This window comes from Cupriavidus sp. P-10 (assembly GCF_003402535.2).
Taxonomy (GTDB): domain Bacteria; phylum Pseudomonadota; class Gammaproteobacteria; order Burkholderiales; family Burkholderiaceae; genus Cupriavidus.
The window spans coordinates 67,006-85,583 of the sequence record NZ_AP025171.1 but is presented as its reverse complement, the minus strand read 5'-3'; the positions used below and the strand labels follow the sequence as shown (position 1 = coordinate 85,583).

The 18,578-nt window shown below is 68.0% G+C and carries 15 protein-coding genes; 8 read left to right on the top strand and 7 right to left on the bottom strand.

The genetic code is table 11. From position 1 onward, the window contains the following. Positions 1-26: 26 nt before the first annotated feature. Positions 27-1,826 carry an acyl-CoA dehydrogenase family protein gene (locus CTP10_RS17540; RefSeq protein WP_116319300.1) on the bottom strand — a complete coding sequence of 600 codons (1,800 nt, stop codon included), beginning with the start codon at positions 1,824-1,826 and terminating at the stop codon, positions 27-29. A gap of 132 nt (positions 1,827-1,958) precedes the next feature. Here CTP10_RS17540 and CTP10_RS17535 point away from each other — a divergent pair, with 132 nt between their 5' ends. The 4 genes from CTP10_RS17535 to CTP10_RS17520 all read left to right on the top strand — a co-directional run bounded on the left by CTP10_RS17535 (position 1,959) and on the right by CTP10_RS17520 (position 5,837). Beyond that, positions 1,959-2,951, top strand: a complete 993-nt coding sequence (locus CTP10_RS17535) for a LysR substrate-binding domain-containing protein (protein ID WP_233528109.1) — start codon at positions 1,959-1,961, stop codon at positions 2,949-2,951. A 355-nt stretch (positions 2,952-3,306) separates the two neighbouring features. Beyond that, positions 3,307-3,636: a FeoA family protein gene (locus tag CTP10_RS17530; RefSeq protein ID WP_116319298.1), complete on the top strand. Its 330-nt coding sequence runs from the start codon at positions 3,307-3,309 to the stop codon at positions 3,634-3,636. Positions 3,637-3,649: 13 nt separating this feature from the next. Further along, entirely contained in the window at positions 3,650-5,509 is a 1,860-nt protein-coding gene (feoB, locus tag CTP10_RS17525; protein ID WP_116319296.1) for a ferrous iron transport protein B, read from the top strand. A 13-nt stretch (positions 5,510-5,522) separates the two neighbouring features. Next, positions 5,523-5,837 carry a DUF6587 family protein gene (locus CTP10_RS17520; protein WP_116319294.1) on the top strand — a complete coding sequence of 105 codons (315 nt, stop codon included), beginning with the start codon at positions 5,523-5,525 and terminating at the stop codon, positions 5,835-5,837. A gap of 532 nt (positions 5,838-6,369) precedes the next feature. On the opposite strand, the gene CTP10_RS17515 is transcribed toward CTP10_RS17520, so the two are convergent. Next, positions 6,370-7,674 (bottom strand): hypothetical protein, encoded by a 1,305-nt coding sequence (locus CTP10_RS17515; protein WP_116319292.1) that lies wholly within the window; start codon positions 7,672-7,674, stop codon positions 6,370-6,372. Positions 7,675-8,320: 646 nt separating this feature from the next. On the opposite strand from CTP10_RS17515, the gene leuA reads away from it, so the two are divergent. After that, positions 8,321-10,018 (top strand): 2-isopropylmalate synthase, encoded by a 1,698-nt coding sequence (gene leuA, locus CTP10_RS17510; RefSeq protein ID WP_199414575.1) that lies wholly within the window; start codon positions 8,321-8,323, stop codon positions 10,016-10,018. 352 nt (positions 10,019-10,370) lie between these two features. Next, a complete protein-coding gene (locus CTP10_RS17505) occupies positions 10,371-11,015 on the top strand; it encodes an OmpW/AlkL family protein (RefSeq protein WP_116319288.1) in 645 nt (214 codons plus the stop codon). Between the two features lie 79 nt (positions 11,016-11,094). Here the strand turns inward: CTP10_RS17505 and CTP10_RS17500 are convergent, their stop codons facing one another. After that, the gene (locus CTP10_RS17500; protein WP_116319354.1) at positions 11,095-12,585 is read right to left on the bottom strand and encodes an AMP nucleosidase; all 1,491 of its coding nucleotides are present in this window, start codon (positions 12,583-12,585) and stop codon (positions 11,095-11,097) included. A gap of 185 nt (positions 12,586-12,770) precedes the next feature. Here CTP10_RS17500 and CTP10_RS17495 point away from each other — a divergent pair, with 185 nt between their 5' ends. Beyond that, positions 12,771-13,160 carry a GNAT family N-acetyltransferase gene (locus tag CTP10_RS17495; RefSeq protein WP_116319286.1) on the top strand — a complete coding sequence of 130 codons (390 nt, stop codon included), beginning with the start codon at positions 12,771-12,773 and terminating at the stop codon, positions 13,158-13,160. A 239-nt stretch (positions 13,161-13,399) separates the two neighbouring features. Here the strand turns inward: CTP10_RS17495 and CTP10_RS17490 are convergent, their stop codons facing one another. The 4 genes from CTP10_RS17490 to CTP10_RS17475 all read right to left on the bottom strand — a co-directional run bounded on the left by CTP10_RS17490 (position 13,400) and on the right by CTP10_RS17475 (position 17,481). Further along, positions 13,400-14,434, bottom strand: a complete 1,035-nt coding sequence (locus tag CTP10_RS17490; RefSeq protein WP_116319284.1) for an MBL fold metallo-hydrolase — start codon at positions 14,432-14,434, stop codon at positions 13,400-13,402. A 272-nt stretch (positions 14,435-14,706) separates the two neighbouring features. Next, the gene (locus CTP10_RS17485; RefSeq protein WP_116319283.1) at positions 14,707-15,675 is read right to left on the bottom strand and encodes a Bug family tripartite tricarboxylate transporter substrate binding protein; all 969 of its coding nucleotides are present in this window, start codon (positions 15,673-15,675) and stop codon (positions 14,707-14,709) included. A 35-nt stretch (positions 15,676-15,710) separates the two neighbouring features. Next, positions 15,711-16,106, bottom strand: coding sequence for an AtuA-related protein (locus CTP10_RS17480; protein ID WP_376790655.1), 396 nt, complete (start codon positions 16,104-16,106; stop codon positions 15,711-15,713). A 13-nt stretch (positions 16,107-16,119) separates the two neighbouring features. Beyond that, positions 16,120-17,481 carry an acyclic terpene utilization AtuA family protein gene (locus tag CTP10_RS17475; protein WP_116319281.1) on the bottom strand — a complete coding sequence of 454 codons (1,362 nt, stop codon included), beginning with the start codon at positions 17,479-17,481 and terminating at the stop codon, positions 16,120-16,122. A gap of 119 nt (positions 17,482-17,600) precedes the next feature. Between CTP10_RS17475 and CTP10_RS17470 the strand changes: the two genes are divergently transcribed. Further along, the gene (locus CTP10_RS17470; RefSeq protein ID WP_116319350.1) at positions 17,601-18,506 is read left to right on the top strand and encodes a LysR family transcriptional regulator; all 906 of its coding nucleotides are present in this window, start codon (positions 17,601-17,603) and stop codon (positions 18,504-18,506) included. The last annotated feature ends 72 nt before the right edge of the window (positions 18,507-18,578 follow it).

Sequence of the window (18,578 nt, the reverse complement as noted above, 5' to 3'; positions counted from 1 at the left end):
CAAACAATGGGTTCTTCTTGGTGGCGTCAGAACACGTTGACGTCGGCGACCGCGCCGGCTGCGCGCACCACGCCATCGGCGGGGGGCGCCACCGTTTCGGCCAGCCATTCCGGCTCGACGCTTGCCGCCAGTGGATCCTGCGGCAGCACACGGTGGCGCAGCACCAGCTGCGCCAGGCGCATGCGGCGCACCGAGCCGATGCGGCCGGCTTCCCACGCCATCGCCACCGCAGTGGTCACGTGGTACAGCGCGGAAGCGGCCTGGCGCGCCAGCAGGTCGCCGTCGGCGCCGGCCTCAGCGGCGTGCGCGGCCAGTTTCGCGGCAGCGGCGATGGCGCCTTCGAACGTGGCGCGTGCGTGCGCGTGCATCGGCGTATCGGCCAGCAGCCCGGCCAGGTGGGCCTGCAGCACCGGCAGCGCGCCTTCGCGGCGGATCGCGCGCAGCACGTCGAGCGCGACGATATTGCTGGTGCCCTCCCAGATCGAGCCGAGGTGGGCGTCGCGCACCAGGCGCGGGTCGCTCCATTCCTCTATGTAGCCGCAGCCGCCGCGGATTTCCATCGCGTCGCCGGTGACCTTGCGCGCGTCGCGGCAGGCGCGGAACTTGATCAGCGGTGTCAGGATGCGCATCAGCGGGTAGGCGTCGGCTTCGCCGGCATCGGCGCGGCGCAGCGCCTCGGCGGTCTGGAACACCATGGTGCGGGCCTGCTCGGTGGGCAGCGTCAGCTTGAGCAGCTGGCGGCGCATCAGCGGCATGTCTTCCAGGCGCTTGCCGAAGGCGCGGCGTTCATGCGCGATGAACAGGCCCTCGGTCAGCGCGCGGCGCATCAGGCCGGCGGCGCGCACGCCGTTGGACAGGCGCGAGTTGTTGATCATGTCGGCCATCTGCACGAAGCCGCGGCCGGGTTCGCCGACTAGATAAGCGTGCGCGCCTTCGAGGCGGATCTCGCCGCTGGCCATCGAGCGCGTGCCGAGCTTGTCCTTGAGCCGGATGACACGGTAGTGGTTGTCGCTGCCGTCGGCCAGCTTGCGCGGCAGCAGGAACAGCGACACGCCCTTGTGGCCGGAGACGGCGTTGCCGGCTTCGTCTTCCACGCGCGCCAGCACCATAGCCAGCGCGGCGTCGGGGTTGGAGCAGAACCACTTGTCGCCGAGCAGGCGCCAGCCGCCCTCGGCGCCGGCATCGCGCACCGCTCGCGTGGCGGTGGCGGCCACGTCGGAACCGGCGCCCTGCTCGGTCATGAACATGGCGCCCTGGTACAGGTCGTCGAACACCTGCGTGGTCAGGTTGGGCAGGAATTTCCCGACCAGTGCCGGATCGCCGAACTTGCGCAGCGTGCGCGTCAGCGAATCGGTCATCGACAGCGGGCAGCACAGGCCAAACTCGGCCTGCACGAACAGATAGGTGAGTGCGTACTTCGCCGCCGGCGGCATGGGCTTGTCCCAGCCGAGCACGCCACCGCGGTGCGAAGCGGCGGCCAGCCCGAATTCGGCGAACGCCACGCGCTCCAGTTCCACGTAGGCAGGATGCTTGTCGATGCGCTGCGCGTCGACGCCGCTGCGGGTGCGGTAGCTTAGCGTCGGGGGATTGTGGTCGGCCACGGCGGCCAGTTCGTCGAGCACGCCGCCGGCCAGTGCGCCCATGCGCTCCAGGTGTGGCAGCAGATGGTTGAACAGATCCGCCGGCAGGTAGAGCGGCAGTAATGCACGCAACTCGGGGTCGGCGGCGAACAGGCTGCCGCCCTGGCGGTCGGGCACGGGATGGGCGGCGGCGGGGCTGTCGGGCTGGGCGTGAGGTGCGGTATCGCGCACGGCGCTGTTCGGCATGTCGGGTCTCCTGGTCGGGTGGACCGGCATGGTTGACGAACACGCTGCGGCCCTATGATCTGCATTATTCAAACCCCAAGGATTTGCGTCTAATTCTAAAATTGGCTCGATCCATATAATTTTTGTATCGTCATGGAATTCCGCCACCTGCGCTATTTCCTTGTGCTGGCAGAGGAACTGCACTTCGGCCGGGCCGCGCGCCGGCTCGCCATTTCGCAGCCGCCGCTGTCGCTGAACATCCAGCAGCTAGAAGCCTCCGTCGGGGCCCGGCTGTTCGACCGGGACAGCCGCGGCGTGCGCCTGACCGCGGCCGGACGCGCTTTTCGCGAATCGGCCACGGCTTTGCTGGCGCAGGCCGAGGCGGCGCGGCTGCTGGCGCGCGAGATCGAAGCGGGCGCCATCGGCCGGCTGCGGGTGGGCTTTGTCGGCTCGATGCTGTATCGCGGCCTGCCGCAAACCCTGCGCGCCTTTGAGGCGGCTTACCCAGGCATCCAGATGGCGCTGACCGAACTGAACTCGCAGGAGCAGATCGATGCGCTGCTCCATGACGAACTCGACGCAGCGTTTATCCACACCGGCCGCGTGCCCGACCCGCTGCAGGCAACGCGGGTGCACGCCGAACCGTTCGTCTGCTGCCTGCCGGCGGACCACCCGCTCGCGGCGCAGCCGGAACTGGCGCTGGCGGACTTGCGCGGCGAGGCCTTCGTGCTGTTCTCGCGCAAGGCTTCGCCGGACTACTACAGCCGTATCTTCGATATGTGCGCGGCCCAGGGCTTTTACCCGCAGATCCGGCACGAAGTGCGCCACTGGCTCTCGGTGGTGTCCCTGGTCTCGCAGGGAATGGGGGTGGCCGTGGTGCCGGCGGCGCTGGCGCGCTCGGGCATGGCAGGCGCGGCGTTCCGGCCGCTGGCGGGCACGGCGGTACGCTCCGAAGTCTATTGCGTGTGGAAGACGGCGCCCGACCATCCCGCCCGCGACAACTTTGTGGCGATGGTGGCCGCGCAGGTAGCGTCCACGGAGGCAACGTCCAAAGAGGCAACGCATCAAAGAAAAAGCCACCGGCACGATGGCCGATGGCTTGTGAAGTACGCGTGGAACGGGGTGTTCAGCGTGCTTGCAGCTTAACTCCGCAGGCTTGCGGCATCCAATAACGCAAATGCAGTAATTGCATCGCGCTGCATGAAACCTGTTGCATTAGGTTTCGGACAGCCGAACTTTGCAACGATGGCGCGCATGTGTGCCACCGCGCGGACATGGCCACCGCGCGGCCTTAAGCTTGGCCCCTCCGCGCGCGCCGTCACCGGTTATCATTCGCCTCCTGCCGCGCAGCGGCATGGCGGCTGGCGTGCCCGCCACTTGTGGGCATCGTCATGCCCTATTTGCGATACAATGAAAACGATTTTCATTTACGTACCCGGCGAGGTCATGCCGGCCGCATCACGGCCGCGTCGGACGACCGCGCCAACGGACTGGAAGCATGATGCGGTTGTCTGAACTTCCACGGCGCACGCCCGCCGTAGTGCAATCGGTGGACGACGCCACGCCCGGCGATCCGGTTGCGCGCCGCCTGCGAGAGCTTGGCTTTGTGCCCGGCGAGATCGTCCAGGTCATCGCCTATGGCCCCTTCGGCATGGATCCGCTGGTCGCGCAGATCGGCTTTACGCGCTTTGCGCTGCGCCGCGTGGAAGCGGCGCGCATCGGCGTCGAGCTTGCCAGCGCCTCGGTGACCAGCATCGCGCCCGCCGAGGCGGGCGAACAGGCCGGCGCCACAGCGTCCACACCGAACGAGCGGACCAAGCGGACCGCCTGAGCCCTTCCGGAATATGTCTGCAGCAGCTTCCCCGACTCCTGCCCTGCGCATCGCGCTGGTGGGCAATCCCAATTGCGGCAAGACCGCACTGTTCAACCGACTGACCGGCAGCCGGCAGAAGGTGGCCAACTACGCCGGCGTGACCGTCGAGCGCAAGGAAGGCCATTTCGTCTCGCCGGCCGGACGCCAGGTGCGCATCCTGGACCTGCCGGGTGCCTACAGCCTGCATGCGGCCAGCCTGGATGAAGCCATCACGCGCGACGTCTGCATGGGCGTGCGCGCCGGCGAGCAGCGGCCCGACCTGCTGGTGTCGGTGGTGGATGCGACCAACCTGCGCCTGCACCTGCGCTTCGTACTGGAACTGCGCCGGCTGGGCCTGCCGATGGTAGTCGTACTCAACATGAGCGACGCCGCCGCGCGCCGCGGCATCCAGATCGACCGCGACAAGCTGGCTGCCGCGCTGGGCGTGCCGGTGGTCAGCACCGTGGCAGTCAGGCGCGACGGCGCGGCAGCGCTGCTGGCTGTGCTCGACGGCGCCCTGCCCGCCGCGCCGCCGTCCACGCCCGAGCCCGCCAACGATGTCGACGTGCATACCGAAGTCAACCGCATGCTGGCCGCGGCGGTCAGCATGCCGGCGCGCACCGCGGCGCTGGACGACCGGCTCGACCGCATCGTGCTGCACCCGGTGTTCGGCCTGCTGCTGCTGGCGGTGCTGCTGTTCCTGATGTTCCAGGCAGTGTTCTCGTGGGCCGAGCCGCTGATGGACGGCATCGAGGGCGGTGTGCACTGGGCCGGCGAACTGCTCGGCGCGCATATGCCCGACGGCCTGCTCAAGAGCCTGCTGGTCGACGGCCTGATCGCGGGCCTGGGCAGCGTGGTGGTGTTCCTGCCGCAGATCCTGATCCTGTTCCTGTTCATCCTCACGCTGGAGGAATCGGGCTACCTGCCGCGCGCGGCATTCCTGCTGGACCGGCTGATGATGGGCGCGGGCCTGTCTGGCCGTTCGTTCATCCCGCTGCTGTCGAGCTTTGCCTGCGCGATCCCCGGCATCATGGCCACGCGCACGATCCAGGATCCGCGCGACCGCCTCACCACCATCCTGGTGGCGCCGCTGATGACCTGCTCGGCACGGCTGCCGGTGTATGCGCTGCTGATCGGCGCCTTCATCCCGGAGCGCACCGTGCTGGGCCTGTTCAACCTGCAGGGGCTGGTGCTGTTCGCGCTGTACGTGGCCGGCATCGTCAGCGCGCTGGTGGTGGCCTATGCGCTCAAGTTCTTCCGCCGCGACCGCACCGACCATCCGCTGCTGATGGAGCTGCCGTCGTACCGCATCCCCCATGTGCGCGACGTGGCCATCGGCCTCTGGGAGCGTGCCCGCATCTTCCTGTCGCGGGTGGGCAAGGTGATCCTGACGCTGACCGTGCTGCTGTGGTTCCTGTCGACCTTCCCGGCGCCGCCGGAAGGCGCGACTGCGCCGGCCATCGATTACAGCTTCGCCGGCATGATCGGCCACGCGCTGCAGAAGGTGTTCGCGCCGGTGGGCTTCAACTGGCAGATCTGCATCGCGCTGGTGCCGGGCCTGGCCGCGCGCGAAGTGGCCGTGGGCGCGCTGGCGACGGTGTACGCGCTGTCTGGCAGTGAAGACGCCATGGCCGCGCAGCTGGCTCCGATGATCGCCGCGCAGTGGTCGCTGGCCACCGCGCTGGCGCTGCTGGCGTGGTTCGTGTTCGCGCCGCAGTGCATCTCGACGCTGGCCGTGATCCGGCGCGAAACCAACTCGTGGAAGGTCATGGCCGCGTCGGTCGTGTACCTGACCGGGCTGGCCTACCTGGCCGCGTTTGTGACCTATCGCGTCGCGCTGCTGTTCAGCTGACACCATCGCCGCCATGACGCTCTACCACGCCATCGAAACGCTGCTGGTCCCGCTGATCGTGCTGGCGTGCGCGGTATCGGTGCTGGCGCGCTATGCGCCGCGCACGCGCGAGCGCGTCAAGGGCGCGCTCGCGTCGCGCCTGGGCGGCGGCGCCGCGAGCGGCTGGCGCGGCCGACTGGTACGCTGGCTCGCGCCGCAGGCTGCCTCAGGCTGCGCCAGTGGCTGCGACGACGGCGGCTGCAACACTTGCGGGTCCAACACCGCCAGGGCCACTGACGCGCAGGACAAGCCTGCCGAGCAGGTCGTGCGCTTCGTGCGCAAGCGCTGAACGGCGCGTCTTTTTCCTCTCCTTCCCCCGTCCTTTCCCTCTCCTTTTCCCTCCATTCCCCCTCTCGGGGTTCGTTTACTCCGTCACGCAGAAATGGGTACGCCCGCTGCTCGCGCGGGATGCGCTGGCAGCGGTTTGCACGCATTCGTGCGTGTCCCTGGGGGCTCCCTGAGCGGGCTAGCGAGCGTGTGTCGCAGGCCGTGCCGGCCTGTTGAGTGGGGCGCAGAAATGGGTACGCTTTGCGTGCGAGGCATGGCCGGCGTGGGCTCCGATGCTGGTAAAGCGCGCGGTTGTGGGGCCTGTTCGGCGGGCGATGTTGCGGACGGAAGATGCTTTTCGCCGTCACGCAGAAATGGGTACGCTTCGGGAGAAATGCCGTCGTCCTGGAGCCGCCGGCTCTCACCCCCTGGCCCGCTCCCGCGAGCGTGGGAGGGGAGCAAACCAGTGGTGACGCGGGGCCGCCGATGCCGCGCCAATGCAAAACGCCCTCCGGATCGGAGGGCGCTTCACTTGCGCGCGGGAACGTTGCTGCTTACTTGACGGTACCGACGAAGACCAGCTTCAGCTGCGTGTTGTCGGCGATCACCGTGCAGGTCGCGGTGATGGTGAAGTCGCCGGGAGCCGTACCAGTGGCGCGCATTTGGTTCGGCATTGGCAGCAGAGCCGGGCTCAGCGATACCGGTCCTGTGCTGACCCATGCCCAGTTCTGGCAGGTGGCAGCCTGTGCATCATCGCCCAGGTGCATCATGCGCGCGGTTACCTCGATCGGCAGCGCTTGCAGCAGCGTCAGCGGTTGCTGGGTGTCGCTGACCAGCGCCCAGGTCGGATTCTCCGTCACGGACAGGCCGGCCGAAGGACGCACGCCCAGCTTGGTGCTGACGGCGGTCACCGTCAGTGTGCTCTGAACCGGACCAGTGCCCTTGACCAGGCTGCTGCTGACCGTGGCGTCGTGCGTACCCGCGGCTTCCGTCGTCGACAGCGTCGGCGAGGTGGCAGTGTAGGTCCAGGTGCCGTCGAAGTCGGCCGTCACGTCCTGGCCGTCGTTGCGCAGCACGCGCGAGGTGAAGTTGGCCGGGCGTTCGCTGAACACCTGCAGCGCATCCGCCGGCTGGCCCTTGCTAGTGGTCACCACGCGATAGGTCGCCGAGCCGTTCTTCGCGACCGTCACCACGATGAGGCCGCCGATCGCGCGGCCATCCGGCGCGGTGACCGACACCGACACGTCAGCCGTCGCCGCCGCGGTGGTCGAGCTGTTGCTCGCCTTCAGCGTGGCGCTGTTCTGGTTGGCCGTGACCTGGACCGCGGTAGCGCTGCTTGCCCACGCCCAGCTGTTGACGCTGGCCGAGACGTCATTGCCATTGCTGTCGATCAGCGACACCTTGACCGGCAACTCCTGGCCATCGCTCATCGACAGGCTGGTATTGGGGATCGACAGGCTGTAGCTGACCGCGGAAGCCGGCACCACGGTAATGGTGGCCGTCTGCGCCGGCAGCGTGGTCGTCGTGTTGTCGGCGTTCTTGACCGTCGCGACCACCTGCACGGTGGTGGTGCCGGTGGCGATGCCATGTACCACGGCACTGGCGGGCGTCGCGGCGACGGGCTCGACCGTGGCAACGCCACGGTCGATGCTGCTCCAGGTGAACACCGTATTGCCGCTTGCGTCGTTGCCGTTGCTGTCGACGGTCATCGCGCTGATCGTCAGCGAGCGGCCGACGCCCACCTCGCCCGCGGTCGCGCTCATCTTGACGCTGAAGGTCAGCGGCGTGGCCGCGGCCGGGGTGGCGGGCGTACTCGAGCCACCGCCACCACCGCCACACGCGGCCAGCAAGAATGTCATGGCAGTGCCTGCCAACCAGGTTGCCCACGTTCTCAGTCTCATGATGTTCCCCCGTATGTTTTTTCCCGCGCTACCAGCCTAGGCGCAACGCTGCCAGCGCAATACCGGCCAGATGACTGAGGCATAACGTACGGAATCGGCGTCTGACTCATCCATTCAGAGCACAGGCGACCGTCTTTCGGGTGAGGCGGACAAGCGCGAGGGATGCATCGGGCCGGCATGTCACCGCCGTTTGGCGCAGCCCTTCCCCCGACCGGGTTCGGACGCGTGGCAGGCGCTTGACCGCAATTCAGCGCGCTTGACCGCCGCCGGCCTTGTCGTCTAACCTTGCCAGGTCATGCGGCGCCCGCCGCGTGCGCAACACCGAAGAGCGGCTCCTGCCCTCATCATTCCGGCTCGATGAACCTCTACGCCAGTACCCTCCGCCAGGCTGCCGATGCGACCCGCATCGCTGTCCGCGCGCGCGTGCTGGCTGCCCTGGCATCGGGCCGCGCCCTGCGCGCTTCCTCGCTACTGCTAAGCCTATCGATCGGTTGCCGGGCCTAGCGCCCCGTGGCAGTTCGGCAGCCTTTCGCCACCCTTTTCCGTTTTTCTTTTTTTGTATCTTCCTTATCTTCCTTAGCGAGGAAGGAGTCCGCTCATGCCCATGCTCAGCCATCCCGCCACCAAGTACCAGCCCGCCGCCACCGTAGACATCCCCGACCGTACCTGGCCCAGCCGCCGCATCACGCGTGCGCCGGCCTGGATGAGCACCGACCTGCGCGACGGCAACCAGTCGCTGATCGAGCCGATGAGCACCGCGCGCAAGCTGCGTTTCTTCGAGCAGCTGGTGAAGATCGGCCTGAAGGAAATCGAGGTGGCCTTCCCCGCCGCGTCGCAGACCGACTTCGACTTCGTGCGCATGCTGATCGAAGAAAAACGCATCCCCGACGACGTCAGCATCGTGGTGCTGACGCAATCGCGCGAAGACTTGATCCACCGGACGGTGGAGTCCGTGCGCGGCGCCGCGCGCGCCACCGTGCATCTCTACAATCCCATCGCGCCGGCGTGGCGGCGCATTGTCTTCAATGCCACACGCGAGGAGATCAAGGAAGTAGCGGTCTCGGGCACGCGCCTGATCAAGTCCCTGACCGACGCCATGCCCGAGACCGCATGGACCTACGAGTACTCGCCCGAGACCTTCAGCCTGGCGGAGCTCGATTTCTCGCTGGAGGTCAGCGACGCGGTCTCCGCGACGTGGGCAGCCGGTCCTGGGCGCCCCTTGATCCTGAACCTGCCGACCACGGTGGAATGCAGCACGCCCAATGTGTTTGCCGACCAGGTCGAATGGATGCACCGGCGCCTGGCGCGGCGCGAACACATCGTGCTGTCGGTCCACCCGCACAACGATCGTGGCACCGCGGTGGCTGCCGCCGAACTGGCGGTGATGGCGGGGGCCGATCGCGTGGAAGGCTGCCTGTTCGGCAATGGCGAGCGCACCGGCAACGTCGACCTGGTGACGCTGGCGCTGAATCTCTACACGCAGGGCGTGGCGCCCGGCCTCGATTTTTCCGATATCGATGAAGTGCGCCAGTGCGTCGAGCATTGCAACCAGCTGCCGGTGCATCCGCGACATCCATACGTGGGCGACCTGGTCTTCACCGCGTTCTCCGGCTCGCACCAGGATGCAATCCGCAAGGGCTTCGCGCAGCAGCAGCCCGGGGCGGTCTGGGAAGTGCCGTACCTGCCGATCGATCCCGCCGACCTGGGCCGCAGCTACGATGCGGTAATCCGCGTCAACAGCCAGTCGGGCAAGGGCGGCATGGCCTTCCTGCTCGAGCAGGTGCATGGCATCTACATGCCGCGCCGGCTGCAGATCGAGTTCAGCCGCGCGGTGCAGGCCATGACCGACGATACCGGGCTGGAAGCGAGCGCGGACGACCTGTATGCGCTGTTCAGCCGCGAGTACCTGGAGCAGGAAGCGCCGTTGCGCTATGTTTCGCACCAACTGGTGTCGGACAGCGGCGGGGCGGTGGAGATCGAAGTGCAGATGGTGCGCGACGGCCAGCCCTGCAGCGTGCGCGGCAGCGGCAACGGACCCATCGATGCTTTCGTCAATGCGCTGGACCTGCCGGTGCGCGTGATGGACTACCACGAGCACGCGATGACCGCCGGCGCCGACGCGCGCGCGGCGTGCTATGTGGAAATCCGGGTGGGCGATTCGCCGACGGGATTCGGCGCGGGCATCGATGCGAACCTGGTCACGGCGTCGCTGCGCGCGGTAGTCTCGGGCGTGAACCGGCACCTGCAGGCCGGCTTTGGCGTGGCGCGGCGCCAGCCGGCAGACGAGGCCGCCGCGGCCTGATACCACGCTTGCCGCAAGGGGATCCGAAGAAAACCGGTGTGCCCCGCCCCCACGGGGCACACCCGGAAAGACGCCCTTGCGGACGCCCACGACATGCTCGGTGCGTCGGCGCCCGCCTCGCCTGGAAGCTTGCGGACGCTGATTTCCTGCACAGCGTAAGGGCTGGCGCGCCGGCGCGCCACGAATGATTCCGCATGTGGTTATTAGCGGAGGATTGCTGCCCCAATACCGTTGTCGCGCGATCGCGACGCACCGTGTGTGGCGGCTTCCCGACTTGTTCTGCATCAAGGTCCGCACGGAGCCGCTCGGCCAAACTGGCCGCGGACTCCTTACCAGACCAAGACAAAACATCATGAACAAGCTCTCTCTCCGTACCCGGGTTACCTGCTCCGCCATCGCCGCCTGCGCCATGCTTGGCGCGTTCTCCGCGCCCGCGATGGCCGCCGACGATGCGCAAGGCAACTGGATGGTGCGCCTGCGCGGCACCTACCTCGACATGGCCAACAGTTCGGATCCGGTCGGCGGCGTGGGCGCATCGGATCGCATCACGGTCAACAACAAGTGGATCCCCGAACTCGACGTCACCTACTTCTTCACCCCCAATATCGCCGCCGAGCTGGTCCTGACCGTACCGCAGAAGCAGAATGTCTACCTCGACGGCAGCAAGATCGGCACCTTCAAGCATCTGCCGCCGTCGCTGCTGGTGCAATACCACTTCATCCCCAACGGTACTTTCCGCCCGTATATCGGCGCGGGCCTGAATTTCACCCGTATCTGGGGCGAGAACCTCGCCAACAACGCGCTGCAACTCGACAGCTGGAGCGTGGGTCCGGCGCTGCAGATCGGCATGGACTACAAGCTGACCAGGAACTGGTTCCTGAATGCCGACATCAAGAAGATCTGGCTGTCGAGCGATGTGAAGGCCGGCGACGTCAAGGTGTCCAAGGTGAGCCTGGACCCGTGGCTGTTCAGCATGGGCGTGGGCTACCGCTTCTGAGCGGCCACTGCGACAGTAAAAAAGGCCGGCGCCATCGGGCGCCGGCCTTTTTACGTTGGCCGTGGGAAAACGTCGCGGCCTAGCGGAACGCAGGCTCGTCGAAACTGCGCAGCTTGCGCGAATGCAGCTGCTCGACGCCGTTCTCGCGCAGGATGCGAATTGCTTCCAGCCCGATGGTCATGTGCTGGCTGACACGCTGCCGGTAGAACGCATTGGCCATGCCGCGCAGCTTGAGCTCGCCATGCAGCGGCTTGTCCGACACGCACAGCAACGTGCCGTAGGGTACGCGCAGGCGGAAGCCGTTGGCGGCCACCGCGGCGCTTTCCATGTCGATCGCGATCGCGCGCGACTGGTTGAAGCGTGCGTACAGCGACTTGGACTTCAGCTCCCAGTTGCGGTCGTCGGTGGAGACCACGGTGCCGGTGCGCATGCGTGTCTTCATCTCGTTGCCCGACAGGCCGGTGACGCGCGCCACCGCTTCCTGCAGCGCCACCTGGATTTCGGCGATCGGCGGCACCGGCACCCAGGGCGGGAGGTCGTGATCGAGCACGTGGTCGTCACGCACGTAGGCGTGCGCCAGCACGTAGTCACCCAGCTGCTGCGAGCGGCGCAGGCCGCCGCAGTGGCCGACCATCAGCCAGCAATGCGGGCGCAGCACGGCGAGATGGTCGGTCATGGTCTTCGCGTTGGACGGGCCCACGCCGATATTGACCAGCGTCACGCCCAGCTTGTCCTCGCGCACCAGGTGGTAGGCCGGCATCTGCGGCAGCGCGCGCGGGCGGGTCGCATCGTCCGGCTCGGCGCCGCCGAGGTCCTGCACCACGTCGCCGGGCTCGACGAAGCGGGTGTAGCCGCCGCCGTCGCTGCTGCTCATCAGCCCGCGGCCCAGCGCGACGAATTCATCGACATAGCGCTGGTAGTTGGTGAACAGCACAAAGCGCTGGAAATGCTGCGGCGCCGTGCCGGTGTAGTGGTACAGCCGCTGCAGCGCCAGGTCCACGCGCTCGGCGGGGAACAGCGACAGCGGCCAGGCCTCGCCCGGGATCGGCTCGTAGGTGCCGTTGGCGATGCCATCGTCGATGCGGCTCAGCTCGGGCAGCACGAACGAGGCCTCCAGTTCGCGCGCTTGGGTGTAGCTGATGTCGGTGGTCGAGGCCTCGATCACGAACGGCAGCGGGATCGGGCGCCGGCTCAGGCCCACGACCACCGGGACCCGGTGGTAGCGCATCAGCCGTTCGATCTGGTCGCGGTAGTAGTCCGCCAGCAGGTCGGGACGGGTCACCGTGGTGCCGTACACCCCGGGGTAGGCCACCGTGCCCCACGAGGGGCGGCTGTCGGTGACCATGGTCTCGATATTGACCGAGATCCCCAGGTACGGATAGCACGCGTGCGCGGCCGACGGCAGCGGCTTGCCGCTGGCGAAAGCTTCGAAGCGCGCGCGCACCGCCCCGACCGAAGCGTCGTAGATGTCGCGGATGCGCGCCAGCGCCGCATCCGCGTCAGGAAATTCGGCGAGCTGGTCGGCCGGATGGGCTGAGGAGAAGACGGGGGCATTCATGCAGACCATCATACCGCGCCCGCGCGCTGGCGTGAGCAGCACCCCCACCCAGCCGGAAGCCAAATTGACGCGCCCGCGCCCGCTCGCTACACTCCGCCAATTGTGCGGCACGGGTTCCCGTGCCGTTCTCGACTCGCGGCGGCCCTGGTGGCAAGGGGCGGCGAGGGGCCGTACATGCTTTACTGGGAGAGCCGCCAATGGAAATCCGTAACCTGTTGCCCGGAGACATCGAGGCAGCCAGACAACTACTGATCGCCAATGGCTGGTCCAACCGGATAGGCGGTCCCGACAAGTTCGCGCGGCTGGTGGCCAATTCCCAGCGCGTGGCCGTGGCGGTGGAAGACGGCGAGATCGTCGGCTTCGCCCGGGCCCTGTGCGACGACGTCTCCGACGGTTTCCTGTCGATGGTTGCCGTGGCCCCGAGCCACCGCCGTCGCGGGATCGGCCGCGCGCTGGTGCGCTACGTCATGGGCAATGATCCCGATATCACCTGGGTGCTGCGCGCGGCGCGCTCTTCCGAAGCAGCGTTCTTCGGCCAGCTCGGCTTTACGCCGTCGATGGTGGCGATGGAGCGGCGCCGGCCCTGACCTGTGCCGGCCATCCTCGAATGATCCTCGCGCGCCTCACTGCGCGCCCATCTTGCGCCGGAATTCCTCGGCCGTACCAACCTGCCTGAACAGCGGGCCGCCCGGCGCGGGCAAGCGTACCCATTTCTGCGGCCATCGGCCTGAGGGTTTCACCGGGTGGCGCGAGGCGGACAGCACGGGGAATCCGGCCTTGACCCACAGCCCGCCGATGGCGCCCCAGGCGCGGCGTGCGCCCCGGACTATCGATCCGCCCGGATCGGCCCGTACTCGGCCGGCACCCAGGTATAGCCGGCGGCGTCGCGACGCACATGGCCCAGCCCCGGGAACGGCAGGTGCGCGCCGCCCACCCACAGCTTGCCCTTGGCCGCATCGGCCAGGATGCGCTTGCGCGTGATCACCGCGGCGTGGCTGTCGGTATCGAACTCGATCGCCACCTGCGGGCGGCGGAACTGCACCGCATGGCTGTGGATGATGTCGCCCCACAGCAGCAGGCTGTCCTTGCCCGAGGTGAACAGGTAGCCGCTGTGGCCCGGCGTATGCCCGTAGGCAGGCAGCGCGCGCACGCCCGGGACCGGTTCGGCGCCGTTGCCGCCATGGAAGGTGCGGAACCGGTTCGCCGCCTGGTACGGCGCGACCGCGGCGCGTGCCATCGCGAACAGTCCCTGTGCTTCCTTTGGCGCCGCTGCGGCATTGGCTTCGTTGAGCCAGTAGTCGGCGTCGGCCTTGTCGACATAGACCGTCGCGTTCGGGAAGGCCGGCTGCCCGTTGGCGGCGAGGCCACAGGCATGGTCGCCGTGCAGGTGCGTCAGCAGCACGGCGTCGACCTGTTCCGGCGCATAGCCCGCCGCGCGCAGGTTGTCGCCGATGCGCCCGAGCGTGGGACCGAAACATGCCGCCGCACCGGAATCGACCAGCACCAGGCTGCCGCCGGTATTGACGAGGTAGGCATTGACCGCCGTCTGCATGCCCGGTGTCGATTCGACGAACATCCGTGCCAGCAGGCTCTGCACCTCGCGCGCGCTGGTGTACTTGAGGATCCGCGGATCGAGGTCGATGTAGCCGTCGTACAGCGCGGTGACCTCCAGCTGGCCGATCATCATGCGGTAGTAGCCCGGCACCTGGGTCTTGTGCTGCGCCGCCGCGGCATGGGCGGTGCCGATCGTGGCCGGCAGCATGGTGGTGGCCATCGCGGTGGCCGTTGCGACGACCATGGCGAATGCCGGCAGGCGCGGGACCTTGTGCCTGGCGTGGCGCGCGGCGGACTGCAGCGTCATGTCTGGTTCCTTGTTGTTGATTGTTGTTGGTTGTTGTCGAGGGAGACAGCGTGGGCCGGCGAGTACACCGGCCGAAGGCGTATGTTAAGCCGGATGGCGACTCACCGGAAACGCAGGCCGGACGCGGCGGACAGCGACAATCAGAAACCAGGAACGACACAGCGAAGCCACGCAGAAATGGGTACGCCCAGCAAAAGCGTACCTACTTCTGCGTAAAAAACGGGGCCACGTGGCCCCGTTTTCCATTCATGCGAGCTTGCAGCGGCCCATCGTCATTCAGGCTGGATATTCGCCGCCTTGATGATGCGGCCCCACTTGCCGGACTCCTGCGCCTGGAATTTCGCCAGCTCGGCGGGCGTGCTGGTAAACACCTCGGTCCCTGTCGACTGGTAGAAGCTTGCCGCGGTCTCGCTGCGCGCTGCCTTCACCATGATCGCGTTGAGTTTGGCCACTACCGGCTGCGGCGTACCGGCCGGCGCATAGGCCGCGAACCAATAGCTCATCTCGTAGCCCTTGACGCCGGCCTCGTCGATGGTCGGCACGTCGGGCGCCAGCGGCGAGCGCGCCTTGCCCGACACGCCCAGCGCGCGCAGCTTGCCGCTCTTGACCTGCGGCAGGCCCGTGGCGGTGTCCGTGATCATCATCTGGATCTGGTTGCCAAGCAGGTCGGTGATCGCCAGTGGGTTGCTCTTGTACGGCACGTGCAGCAGCTCGACATGCGCCATCTGCTGGAACAGCTCGCCGGCGATGCGCGACGACGAGCTACCGCTGCCGAAGCTGAGCTTGCCCGGCTGCTTCTTCGCCAGCGCGATGAACTCGCCCACGGTCCTGGCAGGCACCTGCGGATTGACCACCATGATCTGGCCGCCGCGCCCCAGCGCGGTCAACGGCGCATAGTCCTTGACCGGGTCGTAGGGCAGCTTCTTGAACAAGTGCTCGTTGGCGGCATGCGTGGTGTTGGTGCTGATCAGCACGGTGTAGCCGTCGGGCGCGGCCTTGGCGACGTCCGACGCCGCGATAAAGCCATTGGCGCCCGGCTTGTTGTCGACGACCACGGTGACCTTGCTGTCCAGCGTAATGGCCTGGCCGATGGCACGCGCGAGCTGGTCGGTGGCGCTGCCGGCGGCGAACGGCACCACGAAGCGGATCGGCTTGTCGGGGAATTCGGCCCACGCCTGTCCGGCGGGCAGGACCAGTGCGCACAGCGCGACGGCTGCCAGTGGCTTGAGGAATCGGTGCATCGTTGTCTCCTGTCGAAATCGTTGTTGGTGCGGATTCAGGCTGCGGCTGGCGCATGCGCCAGCCGCGGCGGCAGCGGTATCTGCAGTTGCAGCAGGCGGAACGACAGCGCCTTGCCGTGGGTATCGAGGTTGAGCGCGTCGTTGACGCCACCGTCGAGCACGCCGTCGATGACGAAGTTCATCGCTTGCAGCGACGGCACCAGGTAGCGCGTGACGGCGCTGGGCCGGCGTTCGCGGAACAGCGCGCGCACGGCGTCCTCGGTGACGTGGGCGACCAGGTGCTCGTAGTCGCGCGCGTCGTAGGCGATCACGCTGATGTTGGAACGGTCGCCCTTGTCGCCGGTGCGGCCGTGGGCGAACTGGTAGAGCGCGGCGGTGGCGCCGGTGGGGGCGCCGGTGGGGGCACCGGTCATGGCGTCGATCGTGTTCATGGCGTCGTCCTCCTCAGGCGATGAAGCGATGCGTGGCAGTGATGGCTTCGCGCGGCACCAGGCACGACACGGCGTTCAGGCGCGCGCGCTGCCCCGTGCGCACGCCACCGCCGCCGGCGGGGCCGCAGGTGTAGAGCGCGTTGACCTCGCGCAGCAGCGCCTGGGCCACCGCGGCATCGTCATGCGCCAGCGCCGCGCGCAGGCGCACGTCCTGCGCGTCGGCCTCATTCGGCTGGCGCTGGGCGAACATCGCGCCGGCGTCGTCGGCCAGGACGCTGAGCACGCCGATCAGGTCGAAGCGGATCGGCACGTCATGGCCCAGCATCTGCATGCGCCGGCGCAGGATATCGGCCGCCAGGCGCGCGCGGGCGGCGGCGTTGGGGCCGGCATAGGAGATCTCGCCTTCGGCCAGCCAGCCGCCGTGGCTGAACACATTGGCCTTGAGCTGCGCCGGCCGCGCGTGGCCGCGCACATTGCACACCCCCACGCGGTCGGGACCGAGCTGCGTGACAGTGACGGCGCCGATGTCGGCGACCACGTCCGGCGTCAGGTAGGCAGCCGGATCGTGGACTTCGTACAGCAATTGCTCCTTGACGGTGCGCAGGTCGACGCAGCCGCCGGTATTGGCTGCCTTGAAGATCTCGATGCTGCCGTCGGCGGCGAGCTGCGCGATCGGGAAGCCGACCGCGTGGACGTCGGGTACGTCCTTCATGCCGGGATCGGCAAAGTAGCCGCCGGTGACCTGGGCCCCGCATTCAAGCAGGTGGCCGGCCATGGTGGCGGCGGCCAGCCGGTCCCAGTCGTCCCACGACCAGCCGTGATGCGCCATCGCGGGCCCCACCACCAGCGCCGGGTCGGCAACGCGGCCGCACACCACGACCTGCGCGCCGTCGGCCAGGGCCGCGGCGATGCCCTGCGCGCCGATATAGGCATTGGCGCAGACAAAGCGCTCGGCATCGAAAGCGTCGCCAAGGATGCCCTGCAGCAGCGAACGGCCGGCGTCGTGCGAGAGATCGTCGCCTTCCACCACTGCCACGCGCGGCGCCGGCAGGCCGAGTTCGGCGGCGAGCTGCAGCACGCGCCGCGCCGCCGCGTGCGGATTGGCCGCGCCGAAATTGCCCACGATGGGAATGGCGTGCTGCAGGCACAGGCCGAGCACGGGCACCAGCAGCGCATCGAGCAGCGGCTCGTAGCCGTGCGCGGGATCGTTGCGCCGCGCCAGTTGCGCCAGCGCCAGCGTGCGTTCGGCCAGCGTCTCGAAGATCAGCGCCGCGGGCTGGCCGGCGGCGATCAGCGTGCGCACCACCGGCAGCGCGGCGTCGGTGCGGTCGCCGGAGAAGCCGGCGCCGGAGCCGATGAGCAAGGAAGCAGTCATGGTCGGGGGGGCAAGGTTGTTGGCGGGGTCGAAGCCATTCTAGGCCGCACCCGTCCAGCCAAAAAATGGATTATTTGGATTAATCTATCGACTTGCTGGATAAATACGAATCCACGATGATGAACCTGTCGGCCAAGCACCTGCGCGCCTTCGTGGCGCTGGCGACCTACCGCAACTTCACCCGCGCGGCGCGCGCCTGCCACCTGTCGCAGTCGGCCTTCAGCGCGCTGGTGCAGACCCTGGAAGAGCAGGCCGGCAGCCGCCTGTTCGAGCGCACCACGCGCCACGTGGAGCTGAGCACTGACGGCGTGCGCTTCGAGCAGACCGCGCGGCGGCTGCTGGCGGACTTCGAAGCGGCGTTCGAAGACCTGCGCGCGCATGCCGAGCGGCGCAAGGGCCGCGTGTCGATCGCCGCGCTGCCGTCGCTGGCAGGCGGCGACCTGCCGCCGCTGCTGGCGCAGTTCCGCGAGCGCTATCCGGGCATCGTGCTGGAGCTGTTCGACCAGTTGGCCGATGGCTGCATCGAACTGGTCCGGCAAGGCCGCGCCGACTTTGCGCTGGCACCGGCGCCGGCGCAGGACGACGACCTGCGCGTCGAGCCGCTGGTGCGCGACACCTTCCACCTGGTGTGCCCGGCCGGCCATCCGCTGGCACGCAAGCGCCGCATCGCGCCGCAGGCGCTGGCGGGCGAGCCGTTTATCCAGCTGTCGCGCACGACCAGCGTGCGCCAGCATCTCGACGCGGCGCTGCACCCGCTGCGGCTGCACAGCGTGATGGAGGTGGAGCACCTGGCGACCGTGGCGGCGCTGGTGCAGGCGGGACTGGGCATCAGCGCGGTGCCGTCGCTGGCGCTGTTCCAGTTCCGGCGCGAGGGCCTGGCGATCCGGCCGCTGCAGCTGCCGTCACTGGTGCGCGATATCTGCCTGGTGCGGATGAAAGACCGCGGCGACTCCTCGGCGGCCGCTGCAATGATCGAAAGCCTGCAGGCGTTTTACCGCGGCGGCAAGACACCAACGCGGCGCTGAAATGCCACCGGAATGCCGCCACCACCGTCTCGGGGTGGCACGCAGAATTGGGTACGCTTGGCCGCTGGCGGC